This is a genomic window from Streptomyces litmocidini (assembly GCF_014649755.1).
GTDB classification, from domain to species: Bacteria; Actinomycetota; Actinomycetes; order Streptomycetales; family Streptomycetaceae; genus Streptomyces; species Streptomyces litmocidini.
The window spans coordinates 112,235-129,143 of the sequence record NZ_BMTQ01000008.1 but is presented as its reverse complement, the minus strand read 5'-3'; the positions used below and the strand labels follow the sequence as shown (position 1 = coordinate 129,143).

Here is a 16,909-nt window from a genome sequence, read left to right as displayed (position 1 = left end):
CCGCCACCCGGCTCGTGCCGTGGAGGTGCCGGATCAGCCCGTCGCGGGGCGGACCTGGTTCTTGGTGGCGTCTCCCTCCGCCCGCATGGCGGAGATGGTGTCCAGCATCCCCTGGTGGAACTGTTCCCGGGTCATGCCGGTGCCGTACTTCTTGAACATCTCGATGCCCTGGCGGACGCTGGCCCGGTCACCGGGGTCGTTCCCACCGACGAAAATACTGGCGCCCGGGAACGATGCGTTGGCACCGGCTTCGATGTAATCCTGATCGAAGCCGGCTGCCACGCCGACGAATCCGTAGTGGACATTCGACCAGACGTCGTAGAAGGCTTCGTACTCGCCGCCGGGCACTGTGAAGAAGTAGTCCGACGACGTCGACAGACCCATCATGCTCTTGAGCTTGGGCTTGTGATCCCAGTCGGCCCCGTCGCGGACCTTGGCGATCCAGATGGCGGAGGCGATGGCCCATCCAGAGGCACCGCCCACCGGATTCTCCCCGTCCTCGTGGAGACCGTTGTGCATCTTCCCGAAGACGCCGGACCGCAGGTTCCGCATGATCTCCTCGTACATGTAGTCCTCGGCGATCTTCCAGCGCGCGGCGCCCAGCAGACGCGAGGCGACCCTTTCCTTGGCTGCGCGCTCGGCCTTGCGGGCCGCGTTGTACGCCTTCTTGGCCGGTGACATGTGGCTTCCCACCACAGGCTGGTTCGGAGCCACGTTCCACTGGCCGGCTTCGTCGGCGGCGTCCTCCATGCGATGCGCGTGGTCCATGCAGTACGCCTGGGTGCAGTTGTTGGAACCGTCGCCGATGACACCATCGGAGTCGCCGAAGTGGTCCTTGGTGGTCTTCACTCCCGCGCAGATCCCGTCCTTGCCGCCGCCCGGTGAACCGTGCACGCACATCTGGCCGTCCGGGTCCGAGTTCGTGACCGGGTTGTTGTCCGCGTATGCGTAGCCGTTCCAGCTCTGCGGATCGGCGTTGTCGAACAGCGGGTCCGTGCTGATGAAACGGCCCGCGGTCGGCAGGTACTGGCGGGCGCCCAGGTTGGTCAGGGCCGTCGCCGTGTCCTTCGTGCCGCCCACGAAGCCCTTGTCGCCGGCCCACGTCGACGGCTGGGTGCCGCGCGGGTTGCCGAAGGGGTCGGTGGGGCGACGGGTGGCGGCCAGCGTCGAGAGGTCGATGGCGAGGCCGCTGGTGCCGTGGTGGTCGGCGACCTGGACGACGAACGCTCCGGCGGCGGTGCCCGCGCCCGTGCGGACGATGGTCGTGCCGCCGGGGATCGGGTAGTAACGGACGCCGGTCTGCGTCCTGTTGACGGACGAGGTGTCCACGGTCAGCTCGTCGGTGCCGAGGCTGATCGTGGTCTTGCCCGGGTTGCGGCGGACCAGCTGGTTGCCGTCCGCGTCGTAGACGTAGGTCGTGGTGGTGTCGGGGACGGTCCACTTCTGTCCGGCGGGCACCGTGGTGGCGCAGTCGCCGAGGACGAGGTCGGTGCCGTCGGTCGTGACGTCGCCGGGGACGGCGAGGCAGCGGCCGGAGGCGGGGTTGTAGAAGGTGGTGTCGGGGCGCGCCGTCCAGGTCTGGGCGGCGGTGCCGTCACAGGGCTGGATCTGGACCGCCGAGCCGGCCGTGGTGCCCATGGCCTGCAGGCACTTGTTGCCGGTGGAGAGCCGGTCGCGGGCGGTGGCGAACTTCTGCCCCGCGTTGGTGTTGCAGGTGTAGATCTGCACCGGGTTGCCGCTGGTGGTGCTGCCGCCCTGCATGTCCATGCACTTGCCGCCGATGCCCTTGATCTGGGTGGCGGTGGTCAGCGAGGTGAGCTTGTTCTCGCTGTTCCAGTTCAGGCTGCTGGTACCGGCCTTGCCGGCGCGGAAGGACGTGGTGTTGCCGACCGCGTCGTACTGGAAGTCGTCGATGTTGGTGGTCGTCCCCGTCTTCGCGGCCGACGTCAGCAGGGCGTGCGGGCCACCCGTGCCGCCGCCCGTGGTGGGCGCGGTCGTCGGGGTGTCGACGGTGCCGGGGGCGTTGAACGTCTGGGTGGTCGTCACGTCCTTGGTGGTGTCACCGGCCGGGTCGTGCGCGACCAGCTTGGTGCGGTTGCCGGTCAGGTCGTAGCCGTAGTCCTGCCAGTACGGCGCCGGGCCGCCGGTGTTCGCGGCGGTCGGCGTGGTCGTGGCGCAGCCGCCCTGGTCCAGGGTCTGGCCGCTCTCCGGGGCGGTCAGGCCGCCGTTGTCGGTCCAGGCGGTGGCGAGCCGGCCGAGCGCGTCGTAGGTGAAGCACTGGCGGTCGGTCTGGGACGGGGTGTTGTCGGCGATGCCGGTGATCGAGGTGATCTGGCCGACGTCGTTGTAGGTGTAGCCGGTCTGCTGGACGGCGCCGGTGGTGGACGTCTGCTTGTCGGTGAACTGCTGCTTGACCCGGCCGGTGGCCTGGTCGTAGTCGGTGGTGGTGACGACCTGCGTGGCCCACGGGTTGACGGTCGAGCGGATCGGACGCCCGAAGGCGTCGTACTCCGTCTGCGTGTCGTACGTGGTCGCGCCCGCGTACTTGAACATCTGACCGTAGTCGTTGTACGAGTACACGACGTCGTCCACCGGCAGTCCGCCGAGCGCCGGGAGCACCGTCTCCTTGGGGCTGCCGGTGATCTTGTCGTAGACCGTGCTGGTCGTGTACGAGAACGTGGTGCCGGCGGCCTGTCCGGCGTCCGTGCCGGGGATGCTCACCGTGGATCCGGTGACGCGGTAGCCGTCGTCGTACCCCTTGATCGTGGTGGTGTACACCTGGCCGCCGGTGCCGCCGACGTACCGCGTGGACGAGGCGGGCTTGCCCTTGCCGGCCGTCGCGGTGTCGAAGCTCCAGGCCGCGAGCTGCTTGTCGCCGGTCGTGGCGGTGCCGTCGAACATGCCGGCCTTGCGGCCGATCAGGTCGTAGGTGAAGGTGACCGTCTGGCCCTTGCCGTTGGTGGTGCTGCCGAGCCGACCGGCGGTGTCCCACGTCTGCGTGGTGGTGCCGGTGTCGGGGTCGGTCGAGGTGATCGGGCGGCCGCGCTGGTCGTAGCCGTACGACCAGGTGTTGCCCGCCGCGTCCTTACGGGTGAGCGGGTTTCCGTCCACGGTGTAGGTGGTGCGCGTGATGGCGGCGTCGGCCGGCAGGCCCGTCGCGGTGGGGGTGGTGTACTGCCACAGCTCCGTGGTGCGGCCGCGGCCGTCGGTCAGGGTCGTGGTCGGCGCGGCGCCCTTCGGCGGCACGACGTCCGTGCGGTCGACGCCCTTGTGGTCGGTCGTCGTACGGGACTGCTCCACGCCCTTCGACCAGGAGGCGGTGACCACCGCGCGGCCCTGGCCGTCGTAGGTGGTGCGGGTCTGCGACGGGATCGTGCTCTCCGCCGAGGGCAGCAGCGTGCCGGTCGGGCCCGACACGTCGTTGTACCAGGGTGCGTTGACCGTACGGGGGCGGCCCTGCGAGTCGAGCAGCGTGTCGGAGATCAGGCGACCGGTGTAGGCCGGGTTGGCCGGGGACGTCTGGGTCTGCCGGGTGTGGACGAAGCCGTCGAGGATGTCGACGTTCTTGACGTAGACGGGTGTCTGGCTGTCCTTCGTCAGCTTGTTGGTGGTGGTCGTCGAGGGGGTGCCGGCCGTGTTGGAGACGCCGTACTCGAACGTCATGTTGGCGTTCGGGTTGGCCGCGGGGGTGCGGCCGGGCAGCCAGACCGCGGTGAGGCGGCCGAGCGCGTCGTAGGTCTCCGTGGTCGTCTTGAGGTTCTGGTCCTTGACGGTCAGGGCCAGATTGCGCCGGACGTCCATCGTGGTGACGGTGTCCCAGGTGCTCGTCGAGCCGGGCACGGGGGCGGTGACCGTCAGGGTGGACGGCAGCTCGCCTGTCGCGGCGGGCGTGTAGCTCGTCGTGGTGACGGCTCCGTCCGGGTGCTGGGTGTCCTTGCTGTTCGGGTCCTTGACCGAGGCGGTCCGGCCATAGGCGTCGTAGGTCGTGGTCGCGGTCGGTACGAAGACGGGCGTGCCGTCCGTCTGGTACCGGTCCAGGACTTCGGCCTTCGTCGCGTCGCCGGTGACGCCCGCCTGGCCGAACGGCAGGTTGTCGTAGGAGGTGCGGGTCCGGGCGACGGTGTTGGCGGCGGTCGCGCCGGCGGTGCAGGCGTTCGCGCCGGAGACGACCAGGTCCTCCTTCACCAGGCCGGCGACCTGCGGGTCGGGTCCGGTGGCGTAGTCGAGGCGCGAGCACAGGTCAGGGAGGCCCTCGGCCTGCTCCAGAGTGGCGACGGCGCGGTTGTTGTGCGTGGAGTCGGTGGTCGTGGTGGTGACCGTGGACCGCCAGGTGCCGTCGGCCTTCCTGCCCTGGTCCGTGACGGTCGTGGTGGTGGCGTCGTACCGGGCGACGAGGTCCGGCAGGCCGGAGCCGCGCACGTGGGTCGCGGTCGTCACCTCGCCCGAGGCGCCGGACACGCTGCGGCTGACGACGCTGCCGCCCGCCTGGTCGTACGTCTCGGTCTGGAGCGTCCGGCCGCTGAGCCAGTCGTGGTCGGTGACGGACCGGCCGAGGGCGTCGGTGAGCTGGACGCTGCGCGGGGAGCCGTCCTTGCGGACGTCACCGTTCATGCCCTGCCGGTAGGTGGTGCGCACCTGCGACTTGGGGCCGTCGTTGCCGCTGCCCGTGGTGGCGGTCACGGTGGCGAAGCCGCGGAAGTCGCCCCAGGTACGGGACTTGGTCTCGGTGAACTCGCTGTCGTCGCGGTGCCAGCCGGCCGGGCCGTAGGCGTAGGCGGTGATCTTCTGTGGGGCGTCGGTCGTGGTGTCGTTCTCGGTGAGTGACGCGACGGTGTAGTGGTTGAACCAGTCGAGGACCGGGTCCGCGCCGACGACCGAGCCGGGCGGCAGCCAGCGGACCGGGTAGCAGGCCATGGTGTTGTCGTCCTCGGCGGACGGCATCACGTGGTTGAGGCGCGAGCAGGCCGGGAGGTTGTAGTCGACGTTGAGGACGCCGCCGGTCTCGTTCTTGATCTGCTGGATGCGCGGCCGGTCCATGAGCGGCGGCGCGGGCACGAGGTCGGTGCCGTCGACCCGGTTCGCGAGCATCACGGGGACGAAGGTCACCGCGGGCAGCGTGAGCTCGGGGGTGCCGGTCTTGCCGGTGCGCTGGACCGAGTCGAGCCACAGGGCCTTCTGGCTGGTGGCGTCCTTCGGGTCGGGGAAGGAGTGCTTGAGGACGTAGGAGTCGACGTCCTGCCAGGCGTTGTTCACCCGGACCTGGGTCAGCACGGAGGCCAGCCGACGGGTGGTGAAGAAGGTCGGCGAGAGGTTGGTGCAGGTGCCGGAGCTCTTGCACTCCTGGTCGACGGGGACGTCGGGCCAGTTGTTCTTGTTCGCCCCGGTGCGCTGCGCGGGGTCGCAGACGGCGGTGTCGAGGCAGCGCTCGGCGGTGCCGAGCGTCACCCGGACGGCGGGCTGGAGGCCGCCCTTGGCCGCGACCTGGTCGGGCAGGCGCTGGCCGTACGCGACCGAGGCCAGGGTGGTGGCACGGGTGTACGCGGTGAGCGTGCCGGCGCCGGGGTTCTGGCCACCGCCGCGACTGTAGTAGTTGGTTTCCGGGGCCCAGGTGTACGTCGTCAGGTTGCCGTGGGCGTCGACGACGTAGTCCAGCTGGAGGCGCTGCCACATCGTGCACCAGGAGCCGTTGCCCTTGGCCGCGTCGTAGCAGGGGTCGCCGGACTTGGGGGAGTACACCGGCACGCTGGACACGGAGTTCGTCGCCGCGTCGCTCTTGTCACCACCGGGCAGGTGGTTGACGCCGAAGTAGGAGACGGTGCCGGCGGAGTCGGTGACCTTGGCGTAGGCCCCGTCCTGGACGCCGTTGGCGGCGCCCGAGCCGAACTCGATCTTCGTGCCGTCGTCGTTCTTCAGCCGCCACACTCCGGTCGCCGCGTCCGTCGACGCCGCTCCGGTGGCGACGCGGACGAGCTGCCCGGAGTGGCCGCCGAGCGAGAGACTGGCGTTGAAGCCGCCCCAGCACTGGTCGCCGGAGTTGGTGATCCCCGCCTTGTCGCAGGGCTTGTAGGCGCGCTCGATGAAGCCGGGGTTGAGGTCCCAGCCGTCGCCGATCCACGACGCCTGCGCGTTGGTGGCGGAGGTGCGGCCGTCCACGGAGGAGGAGTCGTAGCCCAAGGCCAGCGACGGGGCCTGGCCACCGAGCGCGGGCGGCAGCTGGAAGGGGTAGCTGTAGGTCAGCGCGCCCGAGGAGCCGCCCGCGGCCCAGGCCGAGGACGGGTTCAGGCCGGACGCCTTGTAGTCGCCGCCGCCGCCCGAGGAACCGGTCTCGGCGGCGAGCAGCATCGGGGCGGAGCTCGGCGCGGCGGCCGACGTGAGCAGTTGCGACGCCGGGGCCGCGCCGCCGGTGACGCGGGCGGGCGCGGGCGCCACGGCCGGCACGGCGAGGTCGGCCGTCAGCCGGCCGGTGGCCTTGTCGTAGTGGGTGGCCAACGGGGTGCGGACCCGGCAGGACGCGAGCGCGGGAGTGGTCGCGGCACACGCGGGCAGCGCCACCAGGCGGCCGCGCGCGGCGAACTGTCCGCCGGTGGCGCGCTGAAGCTCCGCCAGGTCGAGGCCGACCTTCACCTTGACCGTGCCGGACGCACTCCGGTCGGCCGGTGCGTCGACCGCGGCGACGGAGAACAGCAGGCCGTGCACGCCGGCGGCACGGGCCGCCTTGCTGTCGTTGCGTACGACGGTCACCGCGGGCAGCGGGGCCTTGGACGCCTTGCCGGCGGGGCCGACCCACACGGGGAGCCGGCCGGCGCGGGCCGGGGCCGTGGTGGGCAGCGCGGTGCCGCTCAGCGCGGTGACGGCCGCCTCGGCGGGGGCCGCCGTGGCCCGCTTCGGCACCGTGCGCGGCGGGGCCACCGGGCGGCGCTTCTTCGCCGTGGTCCCGGATATCGAGGCGGTGTGCGGCAGCGGTGTCTTCGGCGGCTGCCAGATTCTGTCGAAGTCCGGCTTCGCCGGTGCGGCCTGGGCCGCCGGCACTGCCAGAAGAGACGCCGTCAGGGCCACGACCAGCGGAACGGTCGCCCGTGTCCGTGAAGGTCGCCCGGATCGGCGCATGCCGAAGCGTGGCATCGTTCATCCCCCGTTGAAAGTTGAAAGCAGGTAGGGGCCGCCGGTCCGTCCGATCGACGGCACGAACCGATCGACGACACGAATCGACGGCACAATCGGACGGGAAGGTAGCAGTCGCGCCAACTTCGCGTACGGGATGAGTGGTTGAAACACGCATGTGTTCTAGATCACTTCATGTGCATTCCGTGAAGGTCACCCACAAGTCGGACACATTCCGTGTGGCGTGATTTGATCGGCCGACGTGACCCTGTCAAGGTGCCCCCGATCTCTGCGCGCCACGCGCCGGGACCACGCACGTACATGGGGGAGTACACAAGCATGTCCACTGCACCAAGAGCCGGACTACGGCGGCCGGTCGCGGCCGCCGCCGTCCTGGCCGTATCCGCGGCGATGCTGGCCGCCACGCCCTACGCGGCACAGGCCGCGCCGTCGCCCAAGCCCGATCCGTCGGCCTCCCCGGCCGCTCCCGCCCCCTCCGGGGGAAGCGCCGAGCGCCCGAAGCCGACGGCGGACCGCGCCGCCCTGGAACAGGCGAGGCTGAAGGCCAGGACGACCGGCAAGGACGTCCAGGTTCCCGGACTCACCGACGAGTTCAGCACCACCGTCGTCACGCCCCGGGGCAAGCTCCGCACCGAGCGCAGCCTCGAAGCCCAGCGCATGAAGGGCAAGGGCGGCGGCTGGGTCACCCTGGACGACACCCTGGTCACCCGCGCGGACGGCACGGTGGCCCCGAAGGCCGCCGACTCCGCCCTGGTGATCTCCGGCGGCGGCACCGGCCCGCTGGCCACCATGACCACCGAGGACGGCCAACAGCTGTCCGTCTCCTCGCCGTTCCCCGGCGCGCTGCCCAAGCCGGTCCTCAGCGGCAACGGCGCCCTCTTCGAGGACGTGGCACCCGACACCGACCTGAAGGTCACCGCCACCAAGTGGGGCGGCTACGGCACGGTCGTCATCCTGCGCAGCCCGGCCGCCGCCGCCAACCCGGCGGTGCGGAACCTGGTGTTCCCCGCGGAGACCAAGGGCCTCACGCTCGCCAAGGACAAGGACGGCAACCTCACCGCCGACGCCGGCCGGGACACCGTCTTCCGCTCCCCCGCCCCGATCATGTGGTCCACGAAGGAGGCCCGGCAGCCGGCCGCACGCGGCGGCAAGTACGCCGACATGGACGCCGCCGCGCCCGTCGACAAGGCCAACGGCGCCGTCGACGGCCTGAGCAGCCCCGAAGGACCCGGCGCCCGCGCCACCGTCGCCAAGATCCCCGTCACCCGGGCGAAGGCGACCGGCGAGGCCGGCAAGGGCCGCGGTGCCATCGCCCTGGCCCCCAGCATGGACCTGCTCGACGGCGCGGACACCAGCTACCCGGTCTACATCGACCCGGACTGGTCGCGCGACTCCCGCGGCAAGCAGCACCACGCCTGGGTCATGCAGGCCTGGCCCGGCACCAGCAACTTCGACCGCACCGGCTCCAACGACCGGGACCACCCCGGCATGGGCTACCAGGGCTGGGAGTCCCCGTACGGCATCGAGCGCGCCCTGTTCGAGTTCGACATCAACGGGTACTACGGGTCGACCGTCAACTACGCCAACCTGCGCGTCAACCAGTACATCTCCTCCGACTGGTCCTGCTCCACCACGTACCCCGTGAACGTCTACCGGGCCAATGAGTTCGACGGCTCGGTGTCCTGGAACAACCACGTGGTCCGCGAGTGGCTGGACGGCAAGTGGGTGCCCGGCAACGGCACCAACTCCGCCTGCTACAACGACATCCCCGTCGACTTCAACGTCACCGGCGCCATGCGCGACGCGATCCGCGACACCAGCAAGCCGATCGCCTTCGTCCTGCGGGGCAACGAGGGCTCCGGCGACAAGATGGGCTTCAAGCGGTTCAACTACAACGCCACGCTCAGCACCGAGTACGACTTCCCGCCCAACACCCCGGACAACCTGCGCGCCGACCCGGTCCCGCGCCGCGTCGTCGCCGGTGACACCCAGGCCTGCGGCTCGGTGCCCTCGTCCTCCTACGGCTGGGTCACCGACACCCACACCGACCTGATCTCCCGGGTCAGCAGCCCCAACCAGGGCCAGCTCACCGAGTGGGCCGACGTCTGGGACGAGACCGCGGGCGCGACCGCGAACCAGGGCTGGTCCGGCTTCGTGTCGAACTGGTCGGAGGCCAGGTACTCCGTGCCGGTCGGCACCCTGCAGAACGGCCACAACTACGCCTGGGCCACCCACGGCGACGACGGCCTGCTGCGCGGCCCTTCCAGCACCACCTGCCACTTCGCCGTCGACACGACCCCGCCGGTCATGGCCTTCGGCCAGTTCACCGACCCCAACACCCAGTACCCGCCGGCCGGCAACGGCCAGATCACCAACCTGCGCCTCGGCGACACCGGCTCCATCCCGATCTCCGCGTCCGACCCGAGCCCCGGCGCCGGACTGCGCTCCTCGGGCCTGGCCTGCGTCCAGTGGAGCTTCGACCCGCAGCTGGCCGGCGCCCAGCAGACCTGCGGCAGCCCGCTGAGCGTCAGCAGCATCAGCGTCAAGCCCACCCACTGGGGCACCAACATCGTCTACGCCCGGGTCCTCGACGAGGCCGGCAACGCCTCCCAGACCCTCTCGTACGCCTTCTACGTCCCGTGGAAGGACGGCCCGGTCGCCTTCGGCGACACCACCGGTGACGCCCGGCCCGACATCCTGATCCCCGACACCGCCGGCAACCTGGTCACCCACGGACGCGCCACCGACGGCAGCACCGCCGGCATGCTGCCCAGCGGCACCGCGGCGACCGCCCTCCAGGCGCCCGAGGTGAGCTCCGGCCGCACCTGGAAGGACTACCGGATCGCGCACCGCGGCTCGCTCGACCCGGGCCGCAACGTCGACGACCTGTTCGTCCACCGCGAGCCCGCCACGGTCGGCGCGCTCGGCGGCAGCGACCTGTTCGCCTACGACAACACCCTGTCCAACCCCGGTGTGTTCACCCTCGGCACCAAGCACACCGTCGACAAGCCGGACTGCGACACCACGTACGCGAGCTCCTGCGCCGGCTACCAGAACGTCGGCACCTGGCAGTACTCCAGCCAGATCACCCCGACCGGCCCGGCCCGCACCTCGCGCACGCCGAGCCGCAAGGTCTCCGACGCCACCGGACTGCTCGCCGTCGAGGCCGGCAAGCTCTGGTTCTACCCGGTCAAGTCCAACCAGACGCTCGCCCCGCCGACCCTGGTGTCCGGCACCGGCGACTGGGACGACAAGGACCTGATGGTCCCGGGCAACACCCTGAACCTGTCCACCGCCACCACGGCGGACACCGCCCCGGCCCTGTGGGTGCGCAACCGCACCAGCGGCGACATCTTCCAGTACAAGCTCGCCATCGGCACCCGCACCGACGACGTCCTCGGCGTCACGTACACCGTGATCACCGGCGTCACGGCGCAGCCCACGGCCCGCATCGGCTACGGCATCACCGGCTCCGGCTACCCGCGCGTCGGCTCCGACGGCGACGTCACCGACGACGGGGTGCCCGACTTCTGGGCCCTCGACACGGCCGGCACGCTGCACTCCTGGGCGGGCGCGGTCAACTCCGGCGCGGTGAACGGTTTCACGGGCTACCACGTGCGCGGCAACACCCAGGCGCCGACCGCGCAGTGGCGCCTGGACAACAAGAAGTCCGTCCCGGCCGGCTCCGACCTCACCGAGGCGAACATCAGCTACGGCGCCGACACCGTCGACGGCCGCGCCACCGGCGTCGCCGTCTTCAGCGACACCCTGAAGTCCAGCCTCACCGCACCGGCCCCGGTCGTCGACACCCGGCAGAGCTTCACGATCAGCACCTGGGCGAAGATGGACAAGCCCGACGGCGTGATCGTCAGCCAGGACACCGGTCATGCGAGCGCGTTCATGCTGTGGGCCGACTCCGGCAACTGGCGCTTCGCCCTCGCCCGCGGTGACGACGACGGCTGGCCGTACGACTTCAACGCCACGGTCAACCCGGCCAACGCCTTCCAGGCCGGCGTCTGGACCCAGCTCACGGCGACGTACGACGCCACCACCGGCGCCATGAGCCTGTACGTCAACGGCCGACTGGCGTCCAGCGGCCACCACGCGGCGAGCAGCAGCCCGGCGCCGAGCGGCAAGCTCGTCATGGGCCGCTACAAGTACCAGAGCCTGCCCAGCAACTGGCTGGCCGGCCGGGTCAGCAACCTCGCCGTCTACCAGGGCTACACCCCGAAGGCCACCACGGCCGGCACGCCGATCCGCTTCGCCCCCTCCCCGGACATCTGCGTGGACGCCCCGAACAACAACAGCGGCAACGGCATGCGACCCCAGCTGTGGGGCTGCAACGGCAGCGACGCGCAGAAGCTCAGCGTCAACGCCAACGGCACCCTGACCCAGCAGGGCCAGTGCGTCGCCGCCAGCGCCAACCAGACGGCGCAGGGCACGGCCGTGCTCTTCTGGCAGTGCCTGGGCGAGGGCGGCCAGCAGTGGCTCCCGCGCGCCGACGGCTCGATCTACAACCCGCAGTCGGGCCGCTGCCTCGACGTGCCGTGGGCCAACCGCACCTGGGGCACCGTGTTCGAGCTGTTCGACTGCAACGGCACGCCGGCGCAGCAGTGGAGCGTCCCGGCGATCTTCACGCCCGTGCTGCCGGTCAACCCGTAGCACGCCGGCCTGAGCGGACCACCGCACGACCGAACGCCCCGTCCCTCACGGACGGGGCGTTCGCGCGTCTTCGGGGCCGCGGTCGTCTTTTCGTGCGCTCAGACGTCGTTTCTTATGCCTGCGGTGCGGAGTGAACAGCTTCAGGGAAGCCCAGCTCGTCCAGCAGCATGTCGAACAGCTCCTCCACGAAGGCCTCCTGTCCGTGCAGCGGTTCCTCGACCCGAGGCTGCTGCGCCGCGGCCTGGACACCAGCTGCTGACGCCCACACGAGAGCGTCTTCGGCATCGGCCGGCACGTCCACATCGAGCTCTGCACGCTTGTGTCCGATGGCCTCTTCGAACTCGGGAGCGGCCATCCACAGGCTCACGTCGTCCACGTCCTCGGGTTCCTCGACGAGGAGAGCAGCGGCGTTGTCCAGGTTGAGCCATGCCTGCCAGCGGTTCCCGTCGGTGTCCAGGCCGGTCACGGGAGCGATGCTGCTGTCGGAGACGTCGGCGACGCAAGCCGGTGCTCCGCTCCATTCGACCTACGAGCTGTCACTGACACCACCGCGCTGGCCGACTGTCGCTCCCGGCCGACCGGCTCACCGGATCAACCGGCGGTAGCCGATGAGGACTGCGGCTGTGCCGACGAAAGCAAGGAAGCGCTCGGCTTTGCGTTCATGGCGGCGGCGGAGCCTGCGGCAGCCCGCCGGCCAGGACACGGTCGTTTCGACCACCCACCGATGACGGCCAAGCCGCTGTGAGGACCCGACGCCCTCGTGGAAGACGACGCCGTCGGTGCGCAGGTCCGGCAACAGCCTCAGACGAGGAACCCGACGAAGCGCTACCAGGCGCCCGCGCCGGCGCAGCAGACCTCGTCGAGGCGGGCCCGGTCGACAGTGGCCGACGGTGAGGTCGGCGACGCCCTGGAACTGCCATGGGGCCGTTCGGCGCCGGGGCCGGGCGGAGGGTCGGTCCTGCCCAGGGCGTGACCAGCGAGCCCGTCGAGGGTCCGCTCCTCGGTGTGGACGTACCCCTGCGGGGTGGGTGACGCCGGTGCCGGGTTCTTTGGCGATCCGACGTGAACTCACCCCGGGGACGTGGACGACCGGGTACGGCCCGACGGCCTCGCCGTGTTCCTCGCCGAAGATCAGGTGCGCGTCGTCGTCCCCGGAGCCGGGTGGGCGTTACGCGATGGCGTGGCCTTCGAGGTGCTGACGGCCTATCGCAATGGCGGTCCGGCCAGCCACCCGACCAATGCGCACCTGGTTCCCGATGTGACGGGTGCGACCTTGTGGTGCACGAAGGCGGGGAGCACGACGATGCTGCCCTGTGTCCTCGGCATGGGCTGCGACGTGCCGAACACCTCGAAGTCACCGCCCTCGTAGTCGCGACCGTCGCTGAGCTGGATGCTGACAGTCAACTTCCTTTTGGAAAGAGGTCGTTCGAGACCGTAGTCGTTGTGCCAGTGGAAGTGCCCGTGGCCCCCGACGTACTCGAGGAACTGCGGGGGTTTGACGATGTCGGTTACGTCCAGCTCGAAGTAGCGGCGGTTCAGCTCCTGGCCCGCGTCCCAGATGAGTTGATAGACGTCCTCGAACAGCGCCGACCGCGGAAGAAGACGTGAATGGCCGACGCGGTGAGCGGGCAAGGACTTCTGGCCGACGACGCCGGGGACGACGGTGTCGAGAGACCTGCACCGCTCGGCGAGCTCCGCGCACACCGCGGGGGCGAGGCCGGGAACGATCGTGGCCCACTGTCCGGGATTGCCGGTGACGCGGGTGTTGGTGTCCGTCATCCTGCTGCCTCGCCTGCCAACGGTCGGAGCATCATGTGGTCGAAGGGTCTCTCGACGGGGATGTTCAGCGCGCCGGTCTCCTTCACGGCGCGTACGAAATCCGCGATGAGCGAATCGGTTTCGGCGGCCGCGTACTTCCGCAGGAACCTACGCAACTGTGAGGGCTCGTCGAGCGCCGCAAGGGCACCGAGCACCACCCGGTGATCGGGCTCGGCGATGCGGTGCAACATCGTCACGGCGCCCACATGGCGCAGCTCGGCCTCCACGGCGTCGCCGAACGGCCCCGCCACTCCCGGCCACCGCGCGTCCGACCATCCGAGCGCGGCATGCACCAGTGCCGAGGCCGCCGCGTTGCGACTGAGTTCGCGCACCACCAGGAACGCCGTGTGCACGTCGCAACGGGTGATCAGCGCCTCCACCGTCCGGCCGAGCCCGGAGGCACCGGAACGGATCAGCATTCTGACCAACTGCACCGTGCGCGTGCGAAGTGGATCGTTCTTGCTGGGGTCGAGAGCGATGGCGGGAGGAAAGTAGGCGTACTCCGGGGTGGGGGCGGAATGCCCACAGGTGCGAGCCACCAGGGTGACGCTCGGGCAACCAAGATGCACGACGGAGTGGATCAAAGCGGGGCCCTCGTGGATCTCGTGCACGGCTCCAACGTCGAGCAACTCCGCATCGGTGGCGACGACCCGCCCGATCATGAAGTGGTCGTCGACCCGGTGCGTTTCGGAGAATTCGAAGCGGGTGTGGACGCTCTGACCGTCCAGGACGGCGAACGCACCGGAGAATCCGTGCCCGTGCACGTCGGTGCTGCTCTGGACCCAGTACAGCGCGTCGAGCTGAAACTCGCCGTCGTGGTAGAGGGTGACGGGCGGTTGCCCGAAGGTCTCGTCGAGCCGCGGCTGAAAGGGGAGCTCGGCGCCGTCGAGCACCCAGTGCAGGACGTCGTCGCCCGTGACGGGCTCGCGGGCGAGCCCGTCCGAAATGGCTCGGGCGGCAATGGCCGGAAACGATTCGGGGGTGTTGTCGGCCTGTCGCCAGCGGTGCCTGAGCTCGGTGGCCGTGGAGGACACGAAGCCGTCGACCCGACCGCGTGTCACCGTCTTGCTGCCCGTCACGATGCTGCAACCTCCTGGCGACCGACCAATGGAATCGAGGGCAACCTCGTCCAGAAGTCCACAATCCGGGTTCTGCGAAGGAACCGCATCGTCCGGGTCAGCTGGGCGGCGGTGAGTTCGTCGTTCTGGTCGCGCCGAAGCCGCTCGTGGATTTCATGTCCCGTCGCCACGCCGTCGATCACCGCCAGCACGGACAGGGCCTCCGCGGTGAGCGGCTGGAGTCTGCTGCCCCACGGCGTGACCACCTTGAAGTCGACGGCCGACACCCGGCTCTTGACCGAGATCGTCGGCCCGGACGGGAACGAATGGTCGACGGTGTAACTTTCGGCGGCGATGACGGGCACCAGTCCCAGGACGGAGTCGAAGTCCGCCGCTGGCTCGACGAGCACGCCTTCGATCACCGCGAAGTCCAGCCCCAGTTCGAGCATCGTCCACAACGCGTCGGACGGCGTCTCGACGATGGGCTGCCCGGAACCGTTCAGTGACGTATTCAAGATCATTGGCACGCCGGTGCGGTCGTGGAAGCGCTGAATCAGCGCGTGGAACCGTGGCTGGAGCTCTTCGCGAACGGACTGCACGCGCGCGCTGTCGTCGACGTGCGCGACAGCGGGCACCCGGGATCCGTAGCCCGGCCGGAAGGTGAACGCGCGCAGCATGAACGGGCTGTCGCACCGCGCCTCGTCGACGTCGAACCAGGTGTGGACGTGTTCGGCCAGTACCGATGGAGCGAACGGGCGGAACGCCTCTCGCTGCTTCACGTCGCGGTTCAGCCTCGTCTTGTGCTCCGCACGGCGAGGATCCGCCACGATGCTGCGCTGCCCCAGCGCGCGTGGGCCGAATTCGCTCCTGCCGTCGAACCACGCCCCGAGCTGCCCGCGCTCCAACCGGTCCGCGGCGACGTCGGCGATGTCGGTCGCATCCATGTCCGGGCACGCGGCGACAAGCGGGATCGACCGGATGGCTTCGTGCACTTCGCTCGGGCCGTAACGGTGCCCGAACCCCTCCGTCACCAGCCTGGCCGGGCGGTGCCGGCGGTGACGCCAGAGTCCGTAGAACGCGGCGCCCACGGCGGGTCCGCTGTCCTCGGCGAAGGGCGCGACGAAGACGTCTGAGAAACCGGACTCGTGCATCAGACGTTCGTTCACCGGGCAGTTCAGCGCGACGCCGCCGGAGTAGCACAGGTACGCCGAGGTGGACGACGCGCGCAACCGGCTCACCAACGCCAGGATCGCCTCCTCGAGGGCAGCTTGAACCGAGGCGGCGAGGTCGGCGTACTCGCGCTGGCGCAGCGGCCATCGATCGGAGTGCCGAAACCGCTCCGGTACCACAGTGGCGAACGTCGCCAAGCCGTTGGTCACGGACACGAATTCGTGCGGCCGGAACGACGGTGTACCGAACGGAGCCAGCCCCATGACCTTGCCCGCGTCCATGGGGTCGCCGAAGATCTGCTGAGCGACGGCGGAGTACATGCCGCCGATACTGCCGAAGCCGGGCATTCCCGCGCCGGCGCGGTCCAGCCACTTGCCTGCTGGGACGAGTTGTTTGGCGATGGGGCGGACGGTCGTTCCCGACGCCTCGTACATCGAGATGATCTCCCAGCCGCCGGGTGCGCCGATGACGGCGCGACGCTCCTCTTCGCTGAGATCTTGATCGGGTGACCCCATTCCGTCCACGACGAGGATGGCGGCATCCGAGAAGCCCGACACGGCATAGGCGCTGATGGCGTGGCCGAGGTGGTGCGAAATCCTCAGGGCGGGAACCCCGTTGAAGCACTGGCGCAGTTGATGATTCAGGCTCACGTCCTGCTCGGCGTGACTCGCCTCCCCCTGCACGCACAGCACGATGGAGTCCAATTGCCCCGGCTCGATCCCGGCATGGCGAAGGCAGTACTCGGTGGCCAGGCTGACGGCGGCGCCGTACGTGCGGTCGCGCTTGACACCTGAGAGCCTCTCCTCCTGGACGGCGGCGACGATCTCGGTTCCGTGCAGCAGACACGCACTGCCATTGTGTGCGGCGCTGAGTCCGAGAATCCACGGCGTTTCAGTGTTTCTCAAGTGTTCTCCCGCCCTATCATCGGAAATCAGTGGCGACCCGGCGCGCGTGCCAAGCCTATGCCCGACGGGTGGCGTCGTCGTCGAATTGGCCGATAGAAGGCCGGCCTGTTGATCCATCCGAATGAAAGTCGCGCCGCCGGACGGCGGTACCTCGATCAGGTTCAGCACGGGGAT

6 protein-coding genes and 1 pseudogene are annotated in these 16,909 nt (G+C 69.9%); 1 reads left to right on the top strand and 6 read right to left on the bottom strand.

The features are described from left to right. Positions 1–33: 33 nt before the first annotated feature. Positions 34–7,029: a ricin-type beta-trefoil lectin domain protein gene (locus IE180_RS19105; RefSeq protein WP_190158102.1), complete on the bottom strand. Its 6,996-nt coding sequence runs from the start codon at positions 7,027–7,029 to the stop codon at positions 34–36. Between the two features lie 411 nt (positions 7,030–7,440). Here IE180_RS19105 and IE180_RS37220 point away from each other — a divergent pair, with 411 nt between their 5' ends. After that, a complete protein-coding gene (locus tag IE180_RS37220) occupies positions 7,441–11,784 on the top strand; it encodes a ricin-type beta-trefoil lectin domain protein (RefSeq protein ID WP_190158101.1) in 4,344 nt (1,447 codons plus the stop codon). 112 nt (positions 11,785–11,896) lie between these two features. Here the strand turns inward: IE180_RS37220 and IE180_RS19095 are convergent, their stop codons facing one another. The 5 genes and pseudogenes from IE180_RS19095 to IE180_RS19080 form a co-directional block, all read right to left on the bottom strand. Next, positions 11,897–12,250 carry a hypothetical protein gene (locus IE180_RS19095; RefSeq protein ID WP_229860616.1) on the bottom strand — a complete coding sequence of 118 codons (354 nt, stop codon included), beginning with the start codon at positions 12,248–12,250 and terminating at the stop codon, positions 11,897–11,899. Positions 12,251–12,367: 117 nt separating this feature from the next. After that, positions 12,368–12,541 (bottom strand): annotated as a pseudogene (locus IE180_RS36520) (IS5/IS1182 family transposase); the annotation flags it as partial. Between the two features lie 446 nt (positions 12,542–12,987). Continuing rightward, positions 12,988–13,563: a 2OG-Fe(II) oxygenase gene (locus IE180_RS19090; RefSeq protein WP_190158100.1), complete on the bottom strand. Its 576-nt coding sequence runs from the start codon at positions 13,561–13,563 to the stop codon at positions 12,988–12,990. Further along, on the bottom strand, positions 13,560–14,681 hold the full coding sequence (locus IE180_RS19085; protein WP_190158099.1) for a cupin domain-containing protein: 1,122 nt from the start codon (positions 14,679–14,681) through the stop codon (positions 13,560–13,562). Before IE180_RS19085 ends, IE180_RS19090 begins: the two co-directional genes overlap by 4 nt. Continuing rightward, a complete protein-coding gene (locus IE180_RS19080) occupies positions 14,678–16,903 on the bottom strand; it encodes a carbamoyltransferase family protein (protein ID WP_190158098.1) in 2,226 nt (741 codons plus the stop codon). The genes IE180_RS19085 and IE180_RS19080 overlap by 4 nt, the downstream gene beginning before the upstream one ends. Positions 16,904–16,909: the final 6 nt, after the last annotated feature.

What these genes read in the sequence shown, in the direction of transcription:
- IE180_RS19090 (WP_190158100.1), bottom strand. Translation starts at nt 13,563, where the DNA reads ATGACGGACACCAACACCCGCGTCACCGGCAATCCCGGACAGTGGGCC.
- IE180_RS37220 (WP_190158101.1), top strand. Translation starts at nt 7,441, where the DNA reads ATGTCCACTGCACCAAGAGCCGGACTACGGCGGCCGGTCGCGGCCGCC.